We start from the raw sequence: 21,161 nt of genomic DNA, 5'->3' as shown, positions 1-21,161 counted from the left end.
ACGATGCAAATCGTTTTATGGGGGCGAGGCTGCTTGTAATTGGCAATGGGCATCCTGATACGACACTTTCATTTCATCGCCTAAATCCCTGAGTTAAAAGCTTTTGGCTGGAATCCGCTGGCAAATCCAGACACCATGGTCGCCATGGTTCTGAACACCGGAGTTTCCAGCGTGTCGCAACACAGCCCCGATCTTCCTCCCGAACTTTTGCCCCTGGCTCAGATGCCCTGGTTAAAACGCCTGGCCGCGCGATTTTTCGGCCACGGCCTGACCCGTCTGCGCGCCCAGCATCGCGCATCCTGGCTGCACGGCCAGGCTGATGGTTTTCGCAGCGGTCATGCCGCCGGATTCGACTACGGTTTCGGCGAAGGCAAAGCCGAAGGACTGGAGGAGGGCCGTCAGGTCCTGTTGATCCGTGACTCACGAAGTACCGAGCACCCGCCTCCCAAGGTCGATGATCTGTTATTCGACGATTGGCGCCTGCCCGTCACCGCTGAGCTGAAGAAGCGCGTCAAGGCCGACGTTGCGCGACGTTTACCGACGGATGAGCAGCCCAGCAGTGCGCAATGGAAAATGATTTTCAGCGACACGCCCACGACTTCGGTCATAGCCGGCGCGGGTGCGGGCAAGTCCACGACGTTGGTGCTGCGGGTTGTGCTGCTCTCCCAGTACTTGGGTTTCGAGCTGGATTCGATGACCGTGGTGACGTTTACCCGGGAGTCGCGCAAGGACTTCATCGAAAAACTGGTCGCGGTGTTTGCGCTTTGGGGGCGCACCATCAGCCTCAAGGAGGCGCGCGACCTAGTGCGCACCTTCCATTCCCGTCTCCTGCCCATGGTCCGTAGCCTGCCGGGGTTTGAGCGGCTGCAGGCGTTCGAGACGCTGAGCCACCGCACCGGGGCGGATGACGACGACACCCAGGGCAATCCGTTCGATTTACGTATCAACGATGCCCAGCGCCAGCAACTCAATGCCTGTTATCACAAACTCTACCAGCGCGACGAGCGCTTCCGCGAGCTGATCAAGCCGCTTTCCCTCCACGCGCTGCAACTCAAGGCGCTGGAACGTGACCACCCGGATGTGCAAAAGCGTGTGGCAGTGACTGAGTTGGCGGCTCAGCGCGATGAAGCGTTGTGCGATGCGATTGAAGACCTATGGTTTCGCGCGGGTGCCTGGCCGATCAAGGGCATTGAGCCCAAGCGCCAGGTGTTCGAGATCAACGGATCACGGTTCTATTGCCATGGCTATAGTCAGTCGCTCGATGCATGGGTGATGTTGGGATTCGATCCCCGTGAAAATTCCCAACTGAGCCGACCCGGTGCCAAGCTGAGCCTGCGCGCCGAATGGGCTGTAAAGCGAACCTTGTTTCAAGCTTTTTCGCGTAAACCATTGATTTGGTTAGACAGCTATGAAGATTCCAAACGCGTCATGACCTCGCTGGCGGGGAACGCCAGCTCGGGGCCCGGGTTCGATTACCGGGTCAAGGGTGAATTGAGTTCAGCACCGTTGCTGGATTGTTTCGTCTCGGCGGCAGGCTTTATCGAAAACCTCGGCCTGGACGTCCCGGATGCGGTTGGCAAAATGTGTTTCGCCCAAGACGATCCCGATCGGTATTTTTTTGAAGCCTTGAGTCGATTCTGGCGGGCGTTTGAAGACCATTTGCTCGACCAGTCGCCACCAGTGATGACTTACAACAGAATGTTTGCGCTGTTCAGCGAGCATTCGCCAGAAAACTTCAAGCTGCTCGACGACACATTACTGAGGCCGCTTTCGCATCTGATGATCGACGAGTTCCAGGACGTTTCTCCACAAATCGTCTCTTGGATACGGGCGAGTCTGGACGAGGTGCGCAGGCGCGGACCCGCCATGCACGTGGGGCGCGGTGCGCAACGTTCATCCTTGCTGTGCGTGGGCGATGACTGGCAGTCAATCTACGGTTGGCGCGGCAGTTCGCCGAGTTTCTTCATGGGCTTCGACAAGCAGTTCCCGTCACCGGCCACAACTCGGGTGATGCTCACTGAAAACTACCGTAGCCACCAATACATCATTGATGCGGCCGAGCACATCGTTCGCTCGGCGCAATCCATCCCCGGTAAAAAAGCCAAGGCAAGCGGCAAGCCCCGTGTACCCAATCCGGTCACGGTGCTGGACCGGGACGACGAAGGGTTGGCGCGGCGACTCGAAGAACATTACCGCAACGGTGATTCGATCTTGATGTTGTATCGAAAAAGCAGCGATAAATCCTTGATGGAAAAGAACATTAGCCAAATAGTTAATGTGGATTCTAGCCTGCCGTACCCGCAGCGGCGGCTCAGGCAGATGACCTATCACAGCGCCAAAGGTCTTCAAGCCGATGCGGTGTTCCTCTTAGGGGATTGCCAGCACCTCACCCGTTCGCCCTACAAGAATCAGGTTTACCGGATGGCCGGGTTGGGCCAAAAAGGTGACATCGAACCGTACGACACGGCGCAGAAAGATGAGGTCCTGCGCCTGGCCTATGTGGGCATCACCCGTGCGATCCAGCATTGCTACTGGTATGTCGACTCCCAGGAAGGCCAGGCGGTCAATGCACCGAAGGCTTCGGACCGGATCGGCGCGGGCAAGCCGTTCTTCCTCGACCATCGCCGTGCCCGAGGTTGAGATCAGATTGAATCGCCCATAAAAAAGCCCACATCAATTGTGGGCTTTGGTTTGCCAGGACGCGTCAGGAGGCGAATCGTTGCAAGCCAACTGGCGGCACGAAGGCTTCAAGCTCGGCTTCCACCGCTTCGATGATTCGCTCGACGTCGGGAGCGTTCATTACGGTTGCGCAGGGAATGCCTGCAATCGCGATCATGGTTTCGCCGCTGGCGCGGTCGAACAACCGGGCAACCATGCTGCCTGGCGCGTCCATGCTGGCTTCGAAGCCCATAGGATGGAAATGCCAGCGCATCAATTGGCAGGCATTGGGGAACGTCACCTTGCTGAAAGATCCTTTATTCATTTGCGGCCCGCCTTCTTCATCAAGCGCTTCCTTTTGCTCATGTCAGGAAGGAAGAGCCATCATGGCTCTACCAATGAGAACTAAAAATAGCACCTGAAAATGAACGTCACGTGGATTTTTTCAGTCCGTTTGGCGATTGGTTCAGTTTTTTTGATCTGCGTCATGACCTAAAGGCAAATGTTCAGAGTGCCATCATCGTTCGCCTGTGCTTTCCTGATAGGCCTGCGATGGCTCTGGGACGCGGTGTTTAAACGCGATAAGCCATCCCAGGGCCGTCAATGCCAGCGCTACGCCGAAGGTCATGTGCAAGCCGTTTGCAACGTCGTCGGGGCTGGCTGTAGAGATACCGTTGGTCGGAAGCGTGGCCGCGAAAACCGCGCCGAGCACCGAGGCACCGGTAAAAAAGCCGAGGTTGCGGGACAAGTTCAGCAGACCCGAGACGACGCCGCGCTGGTTATCGGCGACGGGTGCCATCACCGCCGTATTGTTGGCCGTCTGGAACATCGCGTAGCCAAGGGTCGTCACCACGATCGCAGCGACATAGCCACCGATGCCAAGCGCCGGGGAGAGCAATGACAACAGCGAGGTGCCAAGGACCATTGTCGCCAACCCGGCCAGCCGCATGGGGCGCGCACCGAATCGGTCAGCCAGGCGCCCGGCGGGAACCCCGGAAAGGGCCGCGACGCACGGTCCCGCTGCCAATACCAGCCCGACGATGGCCGAAGGCAGGCCGAGCGTGATGGACAAATAGAACGGCCCGACGAGCAAGGTCGCCATCATCACCGTTGCGACCAGCGCATTCGTCGCCAGGCCCGACACCAGCAAACGGTCGCCAAGCATCGCCAAGGGGATCAGTGGCGACCCCAGCCGACGCTGCACCCGGACGAATAGCCCACCGCTGAGGATTGCCGTCAGCAGCAATCCGGCATTCAACCCACCAAAGCTCCCGCGCCCAAGCGTCATCGCCAAGGCATAAGCGCCCAGCGTCGTTGCCAGGAGCAATGTGCCCAGGCCATCGAAGCGCACATGCCCGGCCTTTGTTGCCGTGGGTCCGGCCGGAAGGGATCGCCAAGCCAGCAGCAGCGTCAGCAGCCCGAGTGGCACGTTGATCAGGAACACCGCATGCCAACCGAACCCGCTGATCAACAGGCCACCTACCGACGGGCCCAGGGCGGTGCCCACCGCCGATAGCGTGGCCAGCAGTCCCATCGCGGCACCGGTCTTGGACTTCTCGACCGTTTCGCCAAGCAGCGCCATCGTCAGGGTCATCATGATGGCCGCCCCCAGGCCTTGCAGCGCCCGGGCGGCAATCAGCAACCACAACGAGGGCGCCAAGCCACACAGGGCTGACGCTAGCGTAAACAACGCAATGCCCATCAGCAAAAGCGTGCGGCGGCCCATCAGGTCTCCCAGGCGTCCCATGCTGACGATCAGCGTTGTGATCGCCAGCAGGTAAGCCAGCACCACCCATTGCACCTGCGCGAAAGATGCATCGAATGCCTGGGCCAGCACCGGCAAGGCCACGGTGGCTACGCTGGCGCCCAAGGCGGCGAGCAGTGTGGAAAGTGCCAGGCTGGCCAGGGCCCAGCGTGTAGAAACACCCTGATGGCGAAATGCGTCCGATAGCACGCGTTGCTCTGTATCGGCTGGCTTCATCATGTTCCCTCTGTTTGCTGCTCTCGCATTGGAGCTGTCGGAACAGTACGCCGAGGCATAACATGACGGAAGACGCACGAGTTGCATGTTATAGCTGCGTCAAACGCCATCTATCAGATCCGGGGCCGACCATGTCCACACCTGACCTCAACCTGCTCGTTACCCTTGACGCCTTGCTGTCCGAAGGCAGCGTGGCCGGTGCGGCCCGACGGCTGCGATTGAGCCCCTCGGCCATGAGCCGAGCGCTGGCGCGTCTACGGCAGGCGACCGGTGATCCATTGTTGGTACGGGCGGGGCGTGGGCTGGTTCCGACGCCACGGGCGCAGGAGTTGCGCGAGCAGGTCGGTCAACTGCTACAGGACGTCCAGGCGGCGCTGCGCCCGGTGCAGGCCCCGGATCTTCGACGAATCAACCGCACCTTCACGCTGCGCACCCGCCAAGGGTTCGTGGAAAACTTCGCGGTTGAGCTGCTTGCCCACATTGGTGGGCAAGCCCCTGGAATTAGGCTGCGTTTTGTCGACAAGGCGGACCGCGACAGCACGGCGCTACGCGAAGGCAGCGTGGATCTGGAGACCGCCGTGGTGGGCGAGGACACCCGCCCGGAGCTGCGCACGCAAGCGCTGTTCACCGACCGCCTGATGGGTGTGGTGCGGGCGGGGCATCCCCTGAGTCGGGGCGAGGTGAACGTTACCGACTATGCGGCGGGCCAGCACATCGGAGTTTCCATGCGTGGCCTTGAGCATGGCCTGATCGACAAGGCCCTGGGCTCGATGGATTTGACTCGCCAAATCATTACCACCGTACCGGGCTTTTCCACCGCGCTGGGCCTCGCCCGTTCAAGCGACCTGATCGCCAGCGTGCCGGAACGCTACACCGCCCGTTTGCGAATTGGCATGCACAGTTTCGTGCTGCCAGTGGCGGTGCCCGAATTCACCATTGCCATGCTTTGGCACCCGCGGATGGATGCCGACCCCGTGCACCGTTGGCTAAGGGGCTGTCTGCGGGAGGTGTGTGCGTGATGCTGACAGGCTCGGGCCGGTTTGCCCCGGGCCAGAAGAGGCCAGCCCTCACGGAGAGGGCTCGATTACAGTCAGTCTTCCTTGCGTATCGTCGCCACCTCATCGGCGCGCACCCGGACTTTCTTGCCCGAAATGTCTTCGAACTCGTAGAAGCCGTCGGCGGTACGGGTATTGGGGGTGTCCTCGGTCAAATACTGGGTACCGTTCTGCAAGGTCACTACGGTCGGTGTCGAACAGCCGGCCAGCGCCAGGAATGTCACGGCGACCAAGGGCAGCCCGAGAAACCTGATGTTCATAGTCCATAACCTCTAGTCAAAAAGACGCGAGCCTGGCTGATTCGACCAGGCCATCACTGAGTTAACCGCCATTGGTCTCGCTTGCCGTAGGAAAGTTCATCGCCGATTGAAGGATTTCACCTTTAAATATAGAAGACCGCTCATCTTTTGCAGTTGCTTGGGCCGCGAGTAGCTGATATCTGTACGCATAACCAGTACTTCCCGCATGCGTGGCGCTTTTCCGTGACAGCCAACCCCCTCGACGATCCCTTTTACTATCTGAACAACTTCCAGCGAGTACTCGCATGGCTGACGCAACGTTACGCCGATGTGCTCGGCAGCGAAGAACTGCGCTTCATCGAGGATTTCTCGGCATTGCCGCGCTCGTCCCAGGGGTTGTTGGTACGGTTGGTGATGCGCAAGGGGCTGCACTTTCGCCGCAACAAACTGCACTACGGCGAAATCGGCGAAATCGACCTCGCCGTGGCGCCGTTGTTGGCGCTGGGCTGGGTCGAGGAGCACGCCGATCTTACTCTGGTCGAGCTGTTTGACGTGTTGCTCAAGCAGGAAGTCCTCCTTTGCCTGGGTCATTTGATCGAGCACCCCAAGGCGAAGAAGACCCAATGGCTGCAAGCATTGAGCGATCATTGCAGCCAACCCCAGCCGTTTCGCGATTGGTGCCCTCAGCTCGAGGATCGACTGTTCAGCGTCACGGTCATGGCGCTATGCGACCGCTTGCGACTGATGTTTTTCGGTAATCTTTACCAGGACTGGTCGGAGTTCGTGCTGGCGGACCTGGGCATCTTTACTTATGAAACGGTCGAGTTCAGCGTCGAATCGCGGGGATTGCGCAGCCGACAGGACATCAATGCGTGTTTTTTCCTGCATCAATGCCAGCAAGCTTTCGAGGCTGGCGAGCCGCTCGAATCGATCGTCACCCAGGTCGACAGCCTGGTTCTGGACAACCCTTGGCTGGAGCGCCGCCGGGGCAAATTGTTGTTCCAGATCGGCCAGCACGGCGAGCGTATCGGCGATTTTGCCTTGGCCCTGCGCATTTATCGCGATTGCACGTACCCCGGCGCGCGGCTGCGGATGATCCGCGTGCTGGAGCGGATCGGCGAATATGCGTTGGCCCTCGAGCTGGGCGAAGCGGCAGCCCAGTCGCCGCAAAATGGCGCCGAACATCAGGCCGTGCTGAGGATAGTGCCTCGATTGCGACGCAAACTGGGTGGGCCACCGGTGCCACGGGCGATGGCTCGGGCGGTGGAGCGGCTGGACCTGCATTTGCCCCGCGTCGACCCGGCCCTGTCGGTGGAGTATTGCGTCCAGGCGCATCTGCATGATGAGGCCGCGCCGGTACATTACGTCGAGAACAGTCTGGTCAACTCGCTGTTCGGCCTGTTGTGCTGGCCGGCGATCTTCGCGCCGCTGCCGGGCGCCTTTTTCCACCCGTTCCAGCGCGGCCCGGTGGACCTGCTCCATGAAGATTTCCATGACCGCCGCGCCGAGCTGTTCGCGGCGTGTTTCGCCGAGCTGGAGGACGGTCGCTATCGGCACACCATCCGCCGCCGCTACGCAGAAAAATCGGGCGTGCAATCGCCTTTCGTATTCTGGGGCGCGCTGTCCGAGGAACTGCTGGACCAAGCGCTCGATTGCTTGCCGGCTGAACACCTCAGGCACTGGTTCAACCGCCTGCTGTTGGATATCAAGGCCAACCGCGCCGGCATGCCCGACCTGATCCAGTTCTGGCCGCAGCACAAGACCTACCGCATGATTGAAGTCAAAGGCCCGGGTGATCGCCTGCAGGACAACCAATTGCGCTGGTTGGACTTCTGCCATGAGCACCGGATGCCCGTTGCAGTCTGTTACGTGCAATGGGCGGAGCAGGGCGCATGACCGAGGCGCCGAGCTACAGCATCGCGGTCCGGGCGTTGTGTGAATTCACTGCCAAGGTCGGCGATCTGGACCTGCGTTTCACCCCGTCGCCCACGGCGCTGGAAGGCATTGTCGGCCACCGCACCGTGGCATCGCGGCGCAGTGAGGGCTATCAGGCCGAAGTGAGCCTGGAGGGCGTCTATCACGCGCTGAAAGTCAAGGGCAGGGCGGACGGCTACGACCCGGTCCGCAACTGCCTCGAAGAGGTGAAGACGTACCGGGGCGACCTGGGCAAACAACCCGACAACCATCGCCAGTTGCATTGGGCCCAGGCGAAGATCTATGGCTGGCTGATGTGCCAGAAGCTGCAACTGCCGCGCATCGACGTGGCCTTGGTGTATTTCGACATTGTCAGTGAAAAGGAGACCTGCCTGGCGCAAAGCTTCGACGCGCCGCAACTCCAGGCGTTTTTCGAGCAGCAGTGCGCGCTATTCCTGGCCTGGGCCGAACAGGAAATGGGCCATCGCCTGGCACGTAACCTGGGGGCCCAGGCCCTGGCATTTCCCCACGCCGGTTTCAGGCCCGGGCAACGGCACCTGGCCGAGTCGGTGTTCAAGGCCGTGAGCACCGGTCGTTGCCTGATGGCCCAGGCGCCCACGGGGATCGGCAAGACCGTTGGCACCCTGTTTCCGATGCTCAAGGCTCTCGCGCCGCAGCGCCTGGACAAGGTATTTTTCCTCACCGCGAAAACCCCGGGACGCAAGCTGGCGCTGGACGCGGCTCGGCTGATCACCCAAAGCGACCCCGCGCTGCCGCTGCGGGTATTGGAAATGATCGCCCGGGACAAAGCTTGCGAGCATCCGGACAAAGCCTGCCATGGCGAGTCGTGTCCCCTGGCCCGCGGGTTTTACGATCGGCTGCCGCAGGCCCGCGAGGCGGCGAGCCAGATCACGCTGCTCGATCAGGCGGCGTTGCGTGACATCGCGCTGGCTCATGAGGTCTGTCCGTACTACTTGAGCCAGGAAATGGCCCGATGGGCGGATGTGGTGGTGGCCGACTACAACTATTACTTCGACTTCAGCGCCTTGCTCTTCGGCCTTGCCCAGGCCAATGCCTGGACGGTCGCGACCTTGGTGGACGAAGCGCACAACCTGGTGGAGCGAGGCCGCCAGATGTACAGCGCGACCCTTGACCAGCCGGCGCTGACGGCGGTGCTGAAAACCGCGCCCGCGCCCTTGAAGAAGGCGCTGCAGAAAGTCAATCGGCAGTGGAACGCCTTGCATGAACCGCAAATCGCCGCTTACCAAGCCTATGGAAAACCCCCGGAAAAGCTGCTCCAGGCGCTGGGATCCTGCGTCACGGCCTTCGGTGATTACCTCAACGACCATCCCCAGGGACTCGACAGCGGGCTGCAAGCGTTCTACTTCGACGCGTTGCAATTCGGCCGCGTGGCGGAGTCGTTCGACGAGCATTTCCTGTTCGACATCCACAAGCGCGAGTCCGGTCGCCAGCGCAGCCTCTCCACGTTATGCCTGCGCAACGTCGTGCCGGCCGGTTTCCTGCGGCCCAGGTTCACGGCGTCGCGCAGCAGCGTGCTGTTTTCCGCGACCCTGGGCCCGCGCCAGTATTACGCGGACCTGCTGGGAACACCGGCCGACACTGTATGGATCGACGTCGAGTCGCCGTTCCAGGCGCAACAGCTGGATGTGCAGGTGATCAGCCGGATTTCCACTCGGTTTGCCCATCGCCAGGCATCCCTGGAGCCTATCGTCGCGCTGATGGCGCGCCAGTTCGAAGAACGTCCTGGCAACTACCTCGCGTTCTTCAGCAGCTTCGATTATTTGCAGCAAGTGGCCGAACTGTTCGCCGAACGGCACCCGCACATTGTCACCTGGACGCAATCGCGCGGCATGGGCGAGGCGCCTCGCCAGGCGTTCCTCGACCGATTCATGGAACACAGCCAGGGCGTCGGCTTCGCGGTGCTGGGCGGTGCGTTCGGGGAGGGGATCGATCTGCCGGGTTCGCGACTGATCGGCGCCTTCATCGCCACCTTGGGATTGGCGCAGTTCAACCCGGTCAACGAACAGATCAAGCAACGCATGGCGGTCATTTTTGGCGATGGCTACGATTACACCTATTTGTACCCCGGCCTGCAAAAGGTCGTGCAAGCGGCGGGTCGCGTCATCCGCACCCAGCAGGATCAAGGCGTCGTCATGCTCATCGACGACCGGTTTGGCGAGGCCAAGGTGCAACGGCTGCTACCGCAATGGTGGTCGGTCAGGCCGGAACAAGCCCCATCCCCCGACAAATATCACCATAACCCCACATAAAGCAGGTTTTTCCTGGCGCGGGACTTGTTTCATACTCCACGAAAATCCCCAAGGATTCCTCGGCCACCATGCTTGAGAACGACCCAAAGACCGCCCCCGTCATCAGTGAAGACCAGCGCTTTCGACTGCTCATCGACGCGGTGGTCGACTATGCGATCTACATGACTGACCCTTCGGGCATCATCACCAGTTGGAACTCCGGCGCCCGACGTTTCAAGGGCTACGAAGAGTCCGAGATCTTGGGCGAGCATTTTTCCCGTTTCTACACCGACCAGGACCGTGCCGCCGGCCTGCCGCAGCGGGCGCTGGATACGGCCGTGAGCGAGGGGCGCTTCGAAGGCGAGGGTTGGCGGGTGCGCAAGGACGGCACGCTGTTCTGGTCCCATGTGGTCATTGATCCGATCATCGACAGCCAGAGCGCAGAACTGCTCGGTTTCGCCAAGATCACCCGCGACCTGACCGATCGCAAGATGGCCGAAGAAACCCTCAAGCAAAGCGAGCAACAGTTTCGTCTGTTGGTGCAGAGCGTCACCGACTACGCCATCTACATGCTCGACCCGGATGGCCAGGTGACCAACTGGAACCAGGGCGCGCAGCGGATCAAGGGGTACTTGCCGGCGCAAGCCATCGGCCAGCATTTTTCAATGTTCTATACGCCCGAAGACCGCGAAGCCGGTGAGCCGCAGCGTGCCCTGAGCATCGCCGCCAGTGAGGGCCGGTTCGAAAAGAAGGGCTGGCGCGTGCGCATGGATGGCACGCGATTCATGGCGCATGTGGTCATCGATGCGATTCGCAGCGATACCGGAACGCTGCTGGGCTTTGCCAAGATCACCCGCGACATCACCGATGCCACCCAGGCTCAGCAGGCCCTTGAACAGGCCCGCGAGGCGCTGTTCCAGTCCCAGAAACTGCAAGCCATCGGGCAGCTTACCGGCGGCATCGCCCATGATTTCAACAATCTGTTGACGGTGATCCTCGGCAACCTGGAGATCGTGCGCAAGCGCATGCCCAGCGAGCCGAAGCTCAGCCAGCTGTTGGATAACGCGACCCAAGGCGCGCTTCGCGGCGTGTCGCTGACCCAGCGCATGCTCGCGTTTGCCCGCCGGCAGAAGCTCACCTCCGAATCGGTGGAGCTGTCGGCGTTGGTGCAGGGCATCAGCGGTCTGCTGCAAAGCTCCATGGGGCCTTCGATTCATATCCAGACCCAGTTCGCCGAGGCGTTGGCGCCGGTGCTGGCCGATGTCAATCAACTCGAACTGGCGATCCTCAACCTGGCGACCAACGCCCGGGACGCCATGCCACACGGCGGCAGGATACTCATCCAGGCGCAGGAACGGTTGGCGACCGAGGTAACGGGACTGGACAAGCCCTTGGCCCCCGGGCGGTACATTTGCCTGGCGATCACGGACGAGGGCGAGGGCATGGATGAGCTGACGCTGGCCTCGGCGGTTGATCCGTTTTTCACCACCAAGGGCGTGGGCAAGGGCACCGGCCTGGGCTTGTCCATGGTGCATGGTCTCGCCGAGCAGTTGGGCGGAAGGCTGATACTCAGGAGCGAAAAAAGTGTCGGCACCACCGCCGAGCTTTGGCTGCCGGTGGCGGATGATTCGGTAGCGCAGACGCCGCCTGCGACGCCGGCGCAGGCGCCCCCGGTCGAGGAGTTGCGCGTGCTGGTGGTGGACGATGACAGCCTGGTGCTGACCAGCACCCGCCTGATGATCGAAGACCTGGGCCATCGGGTTCTCTGCGCACCGTCGGGCGCCCAGGCGCTGGAGTTGTATGAGCGCAACCAGGACATCGATCTGGTGATCACCGACATGGCCATGCCACAAATGGATGGCGCGCAGCTGGCAAAGTTGCTGCGTATGCGCCAGCCGAACCTGCCGATCATCCTCGCGACCGGTTATGCCGAACGCCTGGAAGGCTTCGCCACCGAGCTGCCACGGCTGACCAAGCCGTTCAAACAGATCGACCTGGTGCAGATCATTGGGCAGACAATGAAATAAAACACCCGGCGTAGATCCAATGTGGCGAGGGAGCTTGCTCCCGCTGGGTTGCGTAGCGACCCCCAAAATCCGTGGGCGCCACGCACTTGAACTACTGTGTGTTTTTCTTGAACCCGCGCAAATTCATCGCACACAGGCAGAACTGCAAGACGATCAGCGCATAAGCGCTGGTATGCAGGCCCCACACCACCCACAAGATATTGCTGACGATAAAACAGCTGAATCCCGCCACCCGCCGGCGCGGCTGGCGTGAGCCGATCAGCCAAGCGGCCAGCACCGTTACCCCCATCGCGGGCCATTGGACCCATCCCAGATAATCCACGCGGTTTTCCTCTTGCCCTCGTTGTCTTTAGAGACCCCAACGGCGCCGTAGCGTTTCCTCGGACCTTTGGTCCATCCGCTTGAACTTGCCTCGCGGCGCTCCCTTCTAATGGCCCTCTACCACGCCGAGGGACAACTTACGCAATGCCCAGAATCCTTACCCGCCAGACCCCGGAAGAAGAACTCACCGAGCACAACGCCAAGCTGTTCGGCTCGCCCAAGGAACGGCTGGACTTTTACCGTCGGGAAATCCAGTACGAAACCAGCATTTTGGCCAATCGAACCGATGCCTACCTGACCGCCCAGTCTTTCCTGGTGATCGCCTTCGCCTCCTGCATGGCCAACCTCAATCCGGAGTGGGGCAAGCTGTTTACGCTGATCGTGCCGCCATTCCTGGCGCTGCTGGGTTTCCTCAGTTCGCTCAATGCCTGGCCGGGCATCCGCGCCGCCTACGAGATCATCGATCATTGGCATTTCAAGCAAAGCGAACTGCTGCGCAGTGAACCGCTGATGGGTCTGGCCTACGATGAATCGCCGCTGTTCAGCGAGCGCGAGTCCACGCACAAGGGCTATCGCAAGTCGCTGCTGTTTTCGTTGCGCACGCCGTGGATTTTTGCCGCGTTCTGGGTGCTGCTGGGGGTGTACTCAGTGTTCATCCAAGTCACCGATCCGGGCGGCTAATCGTCGGGCTTCGCTTTATGGCGCTCATACCAGGCCAGCGCGGGCTGGGTGCTTACCCCGTGCACCAGGATGCTCAGCGCTACCACCGACAACGTGAGGTCGATGCACAGCGCCGCGACTTCTGGCTGCAAATCATGGTTCAAGGCATAGAACAGGTAGAACAGACTGCCGATGCCACGGATGCCGAACCAGCCGATCAACATCCGTTGCGGTCCTTTCAACAAGCGCCCCCAAGGCATCGCCAGCACGCTCAGCGGGCGTATCACCACGAACAGCAGTCCGCCGACGATCAAGGCGCGCCAATCCCAGTGACTGGCGAGCACGACCCCCAAGAGCGTTACCAGGAAGACCTCCATGGACCGCTCCACCAAACTGCCGAACGCCAGCATGTCGCTCATCATCACACCGGCCGCCACCTGGCCGTCGTCCAACCCCTGCGCGTCGCCCACCACCGCCTGCTCGGGATCCACCGTTTCGTGTCCGACCACCGCTTGCACCAGATGCTCGGCCGGTGGCGCGTCTTCATCGCCGGAGTCGACCTCGGCCTGACGCAGCCCCAGGCCGGCGGCGAAAACGGAGAGAAAGCCGTAGCCCTGGACGGCTTCCGCCGCGACGTAGGCAAGGGCAATCAAGGCCAGGGCCAGGTAGTCATTGGGCGACAAGGTGCTGTCGGCGTTCTTGATGCGCATCGACAAGGTCAGTCGACCGATGCCGCGCCCCAGCCAATAGCCAATCAGCAAGCCCGCCGGCACGGCCCACAAGACATTGCGTAAAGCCCACTCACCGAGAAAACCGCCGTCGGGTTCGCGCAGCATGAGCAGGCCAAGGATGACAAAGGGAAATGCAGTGCCGTCGTTCAATCCGGCTTCCCCGGACAGGCCGAAACGCACGCGGTCATCGTCGCGGGCATCGTTCACCTGTACCAGGGCCGCCAGCACCGGATCGGTGGGCGCCAGCATTGCGCCGATCAATAGCGAGACTCCCCAGCCCAGGCCAAACAGATAATGCAGGACCAGGCACAAGCCGGCGATGGTCAGGATCATCACTGGGCCGGCGAGGCCATAGGCCACGCGCCAACTGCGGTTCTTGAGCGATAGGCGCAGCTTGAGGCCGCTGACAAACAGCGAGAACACCACCGCGACTTCGGTCAGGTGCTCCATCCATACGGAAGAATCATCGACTTCGAGTCTCAGCAGTCCGAGCCCCGCCGGCCCGATGGCGACGCCCAAGGCCAGGCACACCGCCGAAGTCGTGACCGGCATCCAGCGAAGGTAGGAAGACGTCAGGGCCAGGGTCAGCAACACGGCTCCGAGCACGGCCACCCACACGGTGAAGATCATGGTTGCTCCTTGAATAACGCCTGTGTCGGGTGGCAATGACCACGATTCCCTGTGGCTCACCACAAAAGGCTGCCTCGCTACATGGAGGAGTCGTCGTTGCCTAGGGTTCGAGGGCCGGAGCGAAGCGAGGGTTCCGCGTTTCTGAAGGCGGTTCCGTTTATCCGGCCGCTTTTCGATTGTGGGGAATTTTTTCCCCCGCGCAGGGCTCTGCAAAGGAAGAGACGTACTGATCCAGCGTCCTGCCGAGAATTCCAAGAGGCCCTTATGACTGCGCTGACACCCCTTCAATCCCGGCCTGCCGACGCGCAGCCATTCTCCACGGTCGGTAACGTGCGCCAATGCTACGAGCGGTTGCTGCAAGGCCCCGACGATGCTGATAAACAAGCGGTCGCCCAGGCCTTCCTGCAACCCTGCCTCGAACAGGCCGGCGCACTGCCGCAGGAAATGCCCGACGATCCCGCGGCGTTGCTTGCCTGGGTCGAGCAGCACAGCGCTGACGTGGCCTTGCAATATGCCGACTACCTGGAACGTCGGAAAAACGGCGGCCGTCGGGAGTTCTTCACCAGCAAGGCCCACGCCTTGTATTTCCTCCAGTCCGTGGCGCCGACCAAACTGGTGGACGGCGCCTGGTTGTACGGCGTGCTCAAACACTGGCATGACCACCGTTTCGAGGGGCTGTTGTGCACCTATCTGGAAGAACTCGGTGACGGCGTGCCCGCGCAGAACCATGTGGTGCTCTACCGCAAATTGCTCGCCGAACACGGCCTGCCGGACATGCCCGACATCGATGACGATCGCTACCTGCAAGGCGCGGTGCAACTGGCCCTCGGCTACGCCGGCGATGATTACCTGCCCGAAGTCATTGGTTATAACCTGGGCTACGAACAACTGCCCCTGCACCTGTTGATCAGCGCCTACGAGCTGAGCGAACTCGACATTGACCCGTATTATTTCACCCTGCACGTGACCATCGATAACGCCAGCACCGGCCACGCCCACAAAGCCGTGCAGTCGCTGATGCAGTTGATGCCGATGGAGGCGGACCGCGAATCGTTCTGGCGCCGGGTCACCCGGGGCTATCGCCTCAATGATCTGGGGCAGGGCAGTCGTGCGGTCATCGAGTCGTTTGACCTGGATCGCGAACTGCTTGACATGCTCGAGCGCAAGCGCCCGTTCGGCCAGCACATGCATTCCGACTACTGCAAATTCGAAGGCCGGACCGTCAATCAATGGCTGGCGGAACCCGGGCAACTGGAGGGCTTCCTGAAGGCCATGCAGGGCAAAGGCTGGATCCGGCGTCACGAAGACCCGCAAAACAGTCGGTTCTGGACCCTCATCGAAGGCGCCGGCGCCGCGATGTTCGGGGTGTTCAGCCCCTATGAGAAACAGCTGCTGCACGATTGGATCGCCGGTGACTGGCTGGACGAGCGTGGCCGCCCCGGAGCCCGTCGCAGTCATGGCGTGGCCCATGAGCCGCCGACACCAGCGCAGGACCCGGACGTGCAGAACTTGCAACAAACGCTGCGGGGCAAGGCGCCCGACGAGCAGATGCAGATCCTGACGCCCTGGCTTTCGGCCCGCTGCCACAGCCATCCGGCCGGGTTGCTGGCGACCCGCCGCTTCATCGAACTCAAATCCGCCCTTCGTTAGGAGCCTTGCATGAATCAGGAAGATCGCCTGTCCGAACCTGACCTGGCGCTGTTGCAACTGGGTCGTCGCCTGCACGCCGACGGCTACCGTTTTATCACCCCGACACCGTTGACCCACGAACGCGTCAACCAACGGCCCGGTAACGAGCGCTCGAAGACCCTGCGAGACGTGTTCGGTTGGTCGCGGCCGTTTGCGCCGGGGCTGGTCTCCGCCGACGAACAGCGCCAATTGCAGGACGCCCAAGTGCTCGAAGCGCGCGATGGCCTGCTCTACAGCCGCGTACGCTGGTCGAGCCTGGACGGCATGTTGTTCGCTCATTCGCCGTTTCCTACGCAGGCTACCGATGCGGTTTTTTTTGGTCCGGACAGCTACCGTTTTGCCCAACTGATCCACACTCATCTGCAACAGAACTTCAGCGCGGTGCATCGGGCCGTGGACATTGGCTGCGGTGCCGGCGTCGGGGCGATGGTGATTGCCCGCGCCCGGCGCGAGGCTCAGGTCCTGGCGGTGGACATCAATCCCCTGGCCTTGCGCCTGTGCGCGGTCAACGCGGCGCTGGCTGAGGTTGCCAACGTCGAGATTGCCCACAGTGATGTGCTGCAAGACGTGGACGGCAGCTTCGACCTGATCGTCGCCAATCCGCCTTACATGGCCGACCCGGCCGAGCGTGCCTACCGCCATGGCGGCGGGACACTGGGCGCCGGGTTGTCGCTGCGCATCGTCGAGCAGGCGTTGCCCCGGCTTACGCCTGGCGGTTCGCTGGTGCTCTATACCGGTGTGGCGATGGTCGATGGCCGCGATCCGTTCCTCGAAGCCCTGGGCGCGTGGCGCGACTCGGCCGAGTTCGGCTGGACCTACAGGGAGTTGGACCCGGACGTCTTCGGCGAGGAATTGCTGACCCCGGGTTACCAGGACGTGGAAAGGATCGCCGTGGTGGCGTTGGTTGTCACCCGCACGGGTGCGGGTATCGGAGGGAACATCGATGAACAGGCGTCTGAAGTTCGGCATTGAAGAAGAATATTTCATCACCGACCTGCAATCCCGGCGCATGCCCGACCAGCCTCCCGCGGCGGCGGTTGCGGCATGCCGGGAGGAGCTGGGCGAACATTTTGCCCACGAGATGTTCCTGAGCCAGGTAGAGATGGCTTCGCCGATCTTCCAGAGCCTGGCCGAGGCGGCCGATTACCTGGCCCAGGTGCGTAGCGGCCTGACGCGACGCCTCGCACCCCATGGCCTGGGATTGTTGAGCGCCGGCTCACATCCGATGACCACCGTTGGCTTGCAGCCCACCGACGAGTTGCATTTCCAGCAACTATTCGACGATTACCAGCGGGTGGCGCGACGCAGTGTGTTGTCGGGCCTGCACGTGCACGTAGAGGTGCCGACCGGCCAAGACCGGGTCCGGATCATGAACGAAGTGCTGCCCTGGCTGCCGATGCTGTTGGCATTGAGTGCCTCTTCGCCGTTCTGGAATGGCGCCTACAGCGGCTTCAGCAGTTATCGCCAAGTGGCCTGCGATGAATGGCCGCGCATGGGTATACCGGAGTTTTTCGACGGCGAGCCGGCATTCAATGGCTACGTCGACATGCTCACGCGCACCGGTTCCATTCGCCAGCCCAGCGACTGCTGGTGGGTGCTCAGGCCTTCGTCGCGGTACCCGACCCTCGAGCTGCGCATCTGCGATGCCTGCCCGCGAATCGACGATGTCCTGTGTCTCGTATCGCTGTTTCGCCTGATGGTGGCCCATGCCGTCGCTCAGCCCAAACCGGGGGCCGACTACAGCCTGATGTCCCACTGGATCCTCAAGGAAAACCGCTACCGGGCCAAGCGCCACGGCATCCTCGCGGAGTTCATCGTTGAAGGGCAGGATCAACCCATGCTTATCGGCGAATGGCTGAACCTCGCCGAGCAGACCTTTGCCGACACCGCGACGGCGCTGGGCGTGCAGGACGTTTTCAAGCAAGCCCGCCGGATCATCCAGGAAGGCACCAGCGCCGATCGCCAAGTGGTCCTGTATGAACAGGGCCTGTTGTTGGGCGATACCATCGAGCAGGCCTTGAGTCGAGTGGTCGATCAACTGCTGTCGGAAACCGCGGGCATGCCCGTGGCCGATCCCACCCTTGCGCAAGTTGCAGGTGGCCCATGACCAGCAAAACCCTTGATGATTACAACCGCATGCGCGATTTCGCCGCCACCTCGGAGCCGGCGGCGAAGCGTTCGCGCAAGTCGGCGAAAACCGCCCACGCCCTGCAGTACTGCATCCAGAAACACGACGCCACGCGACTGCATTACGACTTCCGCCTGGAGCTGGACGGCGCGCTCAAGAGCTGGGCGGTGCCCAAGGGACCGTCCCTGGACCCGAAGGTCAAGCGCCTGGCCGTGCACGTCGAAGACCATCCGCTCGATTACGCCACATTCGAGGGCAGTATCCCGGAGGGGCACTACGGCGCTGGCGAGGTGATCGTCTGGGACCGTGGCGTGTGGATCCCACAGGGCGATGTGCACGAAGCCTACGAAAAGGGCCGGCTCAAGTTCGAACTGCGCGGGGAAAAACTCGCCGGCTTGTGGAACCTGGTGCGCACCCACATGCCAGGGAAGCAGGAGCAATGGTTCCTGATCAAGCACCAGGACGACGCAGCTCGTCCGGAAAGCGAGTACGACGTGGTCGAGGCCGAGCCGGACAGCGTGCTCAGCGACCGCACCATCGTGCCTAAGCGTCGGGGCAAGGCTGCCGCCGCCAAAGCCGTGAAACAGCCGGAAAAAGCCGCCAAACCGAAGCCACCGAAAAAAAGCGCGAAGACCACCCTCAGCGGCGCGGTGGCCGGCCCGATCCCCGAGACCCTCAAGCCGGAACTGGCGACCTTGGTGGAAAGCGCACCCAGTGGTGACTGGCTCTATGAGATCAAGTTTGACGGCTACCGGGTCATGGCGCGCATCGACAACGGCGATGTGCGCTTGATCACGCGCAACGGCCACGACTGGACCCACAAACTGCCGAAACAGGCCGAGGCCTTGGCCGGGCTGGGATTGGAATCGGCCTGGCTCGACGGCGAAATGGTCGTCGCCAATGAGCAAGGCGTGCCGGACTTCCAGGCCCTGCAAAACGCCTTCGACGCCGGCAGCAGCGGCAAGATCGCTTATTACCTGTTCGACTTGCCGTACCTCAACGGCATGGATTTGCGCAACGTCCCGGTGGAAGAGCGCCGGGCCGCGCTGGCCGCCGTGCTTGAGCCCAACGAAGATCCGCTGCTGCGCTTCTCCGATGCCTTCGAGGAAACTCCCGAGGCGCTGCTCAACAGTGCCTGCCAAATGCAGATGGAAGGGTTGATCGGCAAGCGTCAGGGCAGTGCGTATGTGTCGCGCCGCAGCAACGACTGGATCAAGCTCAAATGCAAGAATCGCCAGGAATTCGTCGTGGTCGGTTTCAGCGACCCCAAGGGCGCCCGCAGCGCGTTTGGCGCGCTGTTGCTGGGCCTGCATGACGTCGACAGCGGTGAGCTGCGCTACGCCGGCAAGGTCGGCACCGGCTTCAACGAAACCACGCTAAAAAGCATCTACCAGCAGTTATTGCCACTGGAAACGAAAAAAGCCGCCGTGGTCAACCCGCCCACCGGCTACGACGCCAAGGGCGTTCACTGGCTCAAGCCCCAGTTGCTGGCCGAAGTGGCGTTTGCCGAAATGACCAAGGAAGGTTCGGTGCGCCACGCGGTGTTCCACGGTTTGCGCAACGACAAGCCGGCGAAGGCAATTACCCAGGAACTGCCGAAACCGGTCGAAAAAGCCGCTAGGAAAAAAGCCGCAGCCAAGGACGAAGCGGAACCAGCACCCGCCAAACCCAAGGCAAAAGCCAAAGCCAAACCCAAGACCACCCAGGCGCCGGCCTTGGAGGGCAAGGTGCGCATTACCCATCCGGACCGGATCATCGATGCGACCAGCGGCACGACAAAAATGCAGCTGGCCGAGTATTACGCCAGCGTCGCCGACTTCATCCTGCCGGAGCTGGCCGACCGTCCAGTGGCGTTGGTACGGGCGCCGGATGGCATCGCCGGCGAGCTATTCTTCCAGAAAAACCCCGAGCGGCTGGGCATTCCCGGCATCACCAGCCTGGACAAGGACCTGACCGGGCAACCGGTGATGATCATCAATAACGCCGAAGCGCTGATTGGCGCGGTACAGATGAGCACCGTGGAATTGCACACCTGGAACGCAACGTCCATCGACCTGGACAAGCCAGATCGCTTTGTCCTCGACCTCGACCCAGACCCAGCATTGCCGTGGAAAAGCATGGTGGAAGCCACGCAGTTGACCTTGTCGGTGCTCGATGAGCTGGGCCTGAAGGCGTTTCTCAAGACCAGCGGCGGCAAGGGCATCCACGTGGTGGTGCCTCTCACGCGTAAACTTGGCTGGGACGAGGTCAAGGGTTTCAGTCACGCCATCGTCAGTCACATGGCCAAGCTGTTGCCTGATCGCTTCTCGGCGGTGTCAGGGCCGAAAAACCGGGTAGGGCGGATCTTCATCGATTACCTGCGCAACGGCCTCGGCGCTACGACCATCTGCGCTTACGCGGCTCGGACCCGCGAGGGGCTGCCGGTGTCGGTGCCGATTTACCGCGAAGAAATGGCCGAACTCAAGGGCGCCAACTTGTGGAACGTGCACAACGTGCATGAGCGGCTGGCAGAGGTCGGGCATGAGCCGTGGGCGGATCTGAAGAAGACCCGCCAGGGCATCACCGCCGAGATGCGCCGGCGGATCGGCATGAAGAAAACCGCTAAATAGCCCCTATATGTTCGCGGTCGGTTTGCTTTTGTGGCGAGGGAGTGGCCGCCGCGTCTGCGACGCTGCGCTGTCGCGCAGGAAACTGGAGCGCCGTCTACGAGATGTCGGTTTTTTGATCGTTTGATCGTTCCCACGCTCTGCGTGGGAATGCATCCCGTGACGCTCTGCGTCACCCCCCCAGAAGCGGAACGCGGAGCGTCCCTGGCGGCATTCCCACGCAGGAGCGTGGGAACGATCAGTAGCGGGGCG

General features: G+C 61.7%; 15 protein-coding genes. 10 read left to right on the top strand and 5 right to left on the bottom strand.

What is annotated here, in order from left to right:
• Positions 1-171 precede the first annotated feature (171 nt).
• Entirely contained in the window at positions 172-2,640 is a 2,469-nt protein-coding gene (locus tag HU742_RS13060; protein ID WP_186642750.1) for a UvrD-helicase domain-containing protein, read from the top strand.
• Positions 2,641-2,704: 64 nt separating this feature from the next.
• On the opposite strand, the gene HU742_RS13055 is transcribed toward HU742_RS13060, so the two are convergent.
• Together HU742_RS13055 and HU742_RS13050 are read right to left on the bottom strand one after the other, a co-directional pair.
• Positions 2,705-2,983, bottom strand: a complete 279-nt coding sequence (locus HU742_RS13055; RefSeq protein ID WP_186610273.1) for a DUF1652 domain-containing protein — start codon at positions 2,981-2,983, stop codon at positions 2,705-2,707.
• Between the two features lie 192 nt (positions 2,984-3,175).
• Entirely contained in the window at positions 3,176-4,639 is a 1,464-nt protein-coding gene (locus tag HU742_RS13050; protein WP_186642961.1) for an MFS transporter, read from the bottom strand.
• 131 nt (positions 4,640-4,770) lie between these two features.
• Here HU742_RS13050 and HU742_RS13045 point away from each other — a divergent pair, with 131 nt between their 5' ends.
• Complete coding sequence (locus tag HU742_RS13045) at positions 4,771-5,658, top strand: LysR family transcriptional regulator (protein ID WP_186632601.1); 888 nt, start codon at positions 4,771-4,773, stop codon at positions 5,656-5,658.
• Between the two features lie 71 nt (positions 5,659-5,729).
• Here the strand turns inward: HU742_RS13045 and HU742_RS13040 are convergent, their stop codons facing one another.
• A complete protein-coding gene (locus tag HU742_RS13040; protein WP_186610275.1) occupies positions 5,730-5,954 on the bottom strand; it encodes a YgdI/YgdR family lipoprotein in 225 nt (74 codons plus the stop codon).
• A 222-nt stretch (positions 5,955-6,176) separates the two neighbouring features.
• Here HU742_RS13040 and HU742_RS13035 point away from each other — a divergent pair, with 222 nt between their 5' ends.
• From HU742_RS13035 to HU742_RS13025, 3 genes are all read left to right on the top strand, one after another.
• Positions 6,177-7,829, top strand: a complete 1,653-nt coding sequence (locus tag HU742_RS13035) for a VRR-NUC domain-containing protein (RefSeq protein ID WP_186632598.1) — start codon at positions 6,177-6,179, stop codon at positions 7,827-7,829.
• Positions 7,826-10,138 carry an ATP-dependent DNA helicase gene (locus HU742_RS13030; protein WP_186632595.1) on the top strand — a complete coding sequence of 771 codons (2,313 nt, stop codon included), beginning with the start codon at positions 7,826-7,828 and terminating at the stop codon, positions 10,136-10,138. Before HU742_RS13035 ends, HU742_RS13030 begins: the two co-directional genes overlap by 4 nt.
• Before the next feature lie 68 nt (positions 10,139-10,206).
• Positions 10,207-12,144: a hybrid sensor histidine kinase/response regulator gene (locus HU742_RS13025; protein WP_186642749.1), complete on the top strand. Its 1,938-nt coding sequence runs from the start codon at positions 10,207-10,209 to the stop codon at positions 12,142-12,144.
• 91 nt (positions 12,145-12,235) lie between these two features.
• On the opposite strand, the gene HU742_RS13020 is transcribed toward HU742_RS13025, so the two are convergent.
• Positions 12,236-12,466, bottom strand: a complete 231-nt coding sequence (locus tag HU742_RS13020; RefSeq protein ID WP_186632590.1) for a hypothetical protein — start codon at positions 12,464-12,466, stop codon at positions 12,236-12,238.
• Positions 12,467-12,609: 143 nt separating this feature from the next.
• On the opposite strand from HU742_RS13020, the gene HU742_RS13015 reads away from it, so the two are divergent.
• Positions 12,610-13,146: a hypothetical protein gene (locus tag HU742_RS13015; protein ID WP_186632587.1), complete on the top strand. Its 537-nt coding sequence runs from the start codon at positions 12,610-12,612 to the stop codon at positions 13,144-13,146.
• On the opposite strand, the gene HU742_RS13010 is transcribed toward HU742_RS13015, so the two are convergent.
• The gene (locus HU742_RS13010) at positions 13,143-14,486 is read right to left on the bottom strand and encodes a cation:proton antiporter (RefSeq protein WP_186632584.1); all 1,344 of its coding nucleotides are present in this window, start codon (positions 14,484-14,486) and stop codon (positions 13,143-13,145) included. The genes HU742_RS13015 and HU742_RS13010 overlap by 4 nt on opposite strands.
• Positions 14,487-14,750: 264 nt before the next feature.
• On the opposite strand from HU742_RS13010, the gene HU742_RS13005 reads away from it, so the two are divergent.
• From HU742_RS13005 to ligD, 4 genes are read left to right on the top strand one after another with little or no spacing between them, the layout of a single operon-like run.
• The gene (locus HU742_RS13005; RefSeq protein WP_186642748.1) at positions 14,751-16,136 is read left to right on the top strand and encodes an iron-containing redox enzyme family protein; all 1,386 of its coding nucleotides are present in this window, start codon (positions 14,751-14,753) and stop codon (positions 16,134-16,136) included.
• A gap of 9 nt (positions 16,137-16,145) precedes the next feature.
• Positions 16,146-17,147, top strand: a complete 1,002-nt coding sequence (locus tag HU742_RS13000; protein WP_186642747.1) for a methyltransferase — start codon at positions 16,146-16,148, stop codon at positions 17,145-17,147.
• Positions 17,119-18,282 carry a carboxylate-amine ligase gene (locus HU742_RS12995; RefSeq protein WP_186642746.1) on the top strand — a complete coding sequence of 388 codons (1,164 nt, stop codon included), beginning with the start codon at positions 17,119-17,121 and terminating at the stop codon, positions 18,280-18,282. The genes HU742_RS13000 and HU742_RS12995 overlap by 29 nt, the downstream gene beginning before the upstream one ends.
• The gene (gene ligD, locus HU742_RS12990; RefSeq protein ID WP_186642745.1) at positions 18,279-20,912 is read left to right on the top strand and encodes a DNA ligase D; all 2,634 of its coding nucleotides are present in this window, start codon (positions 18,279-18,281) and stop codon (positions 20,910-20,912) included. The genes HU742_RS12995 and ligD overlap by 4 nt, the downstream gene beginning before the upstream one ends.
• Positions 20,913-21,161 lie beyond the last annotated feature (249 nt).

Source organism: Pseudomonas marvdashtae (assembly GCF_014268655.2).
Taxonomy (GTDB): Bacteria; Pseudomonadota; Gammaproteobacteria; order Pseudomonadales; family Pseudomonadaceae; genus Aquipseudomonas; species Aquipseudomonas marvdashtae.
This window is presented reverse-complemented; position numbering and strand designations above follow the sequence as displayed.

What these genes read in the sequence shown, in the direction of transcription:
- HU742_RS13000 (WP_186642747.1), top strand. Translation starts at nt 16,146, where the DNA reads ATGAATCAGGAAGATCGCCTGTCCGAACCTGACCTGGCGCTGTTGCAA.
- HU742_RS13015 (WP_186632587.1), top strand. Translation starts at nt 12,610, where the DNA reads ATGCCCAGAATCCTTACCCGCCAGACCCCGGAAGAAGAACTCACCGAG.
- ligD (WP_186642745.1), top strand. Translation starts at nt 18,279, where the DNA reads ATGACCAGCAAAACCCTTGATGATTACAACCGCATGCGCGATTTCGCC.
- HU742_RS13045 (WP_186632601.1), top strand. Translation starts at nt 4,771, where the DNA reads ATGTCCACACCTGACCTCAACCTGCTCGTTACCCTTGACGCCTTGCTG.
- HU742_RS12995 (WP_186642746.1), top strand. Translation starts at nt 17,119, where the DNA reads ATGAACAGGCGTCTGAAGTTCGGCATTGAAGAAGAATATTTCATCACC.
- HU742_RS13030 (WP_186632595.1), top strand. Translation starts at nt 7,826, where the DNA reads ATGACCGAGGCGCCGAGCTACAGCATCGCGGTCCGGGCGTTGTGTGAA.
- HU742_RS13005 (WP_186642748.1), top strand. Translation starts at nt 14,751, where the DNA reads ATGACTGCGCTGACACCCCTTCAATCCCGGCCTGCCGACGCGCAGCCA.
- HU742_RS13040 (WP_186610275.1), bottom strand. Translation starts at nt 5,954, where the DNA reads ATGAACATCAGGTTTCTCGGGCTGCCCTTGGTCGCCGTGACATTCCTG.
- HU742_RS13025 (WP_186642749.1), top strand. Translation starts at nt 10,207, where the DNA reads ATGCTTGAGAACGACCCAAAGACCGCCCCCGTCATCAGTGAAGACCAG.
- HU742_RS13050 (WP_186642961.1), bottom strand. Translation starts at nt 4,639, where the DNA reads ATGAAGCCAGCCGATACAGAGCAACGCGTGCTATCGGACGCATTTCGC.
- HU742_RS13010 (WP_186632584.1), bottom strand. Translation starts at nt 14,486, where the DNA reads ATGATCTTCACCGTGTGGGTGGCCGTGCTCGGAGCCGTGTTGCTGACC.
- HU742_RS13055 (WP_186610273.1), bottom strand. Translation starts at nt 2,983, where the DNA reads ATGAATAAAGGATCTTTCAGCAAGGTGACGTTCCCCAATGCCTGCCAA.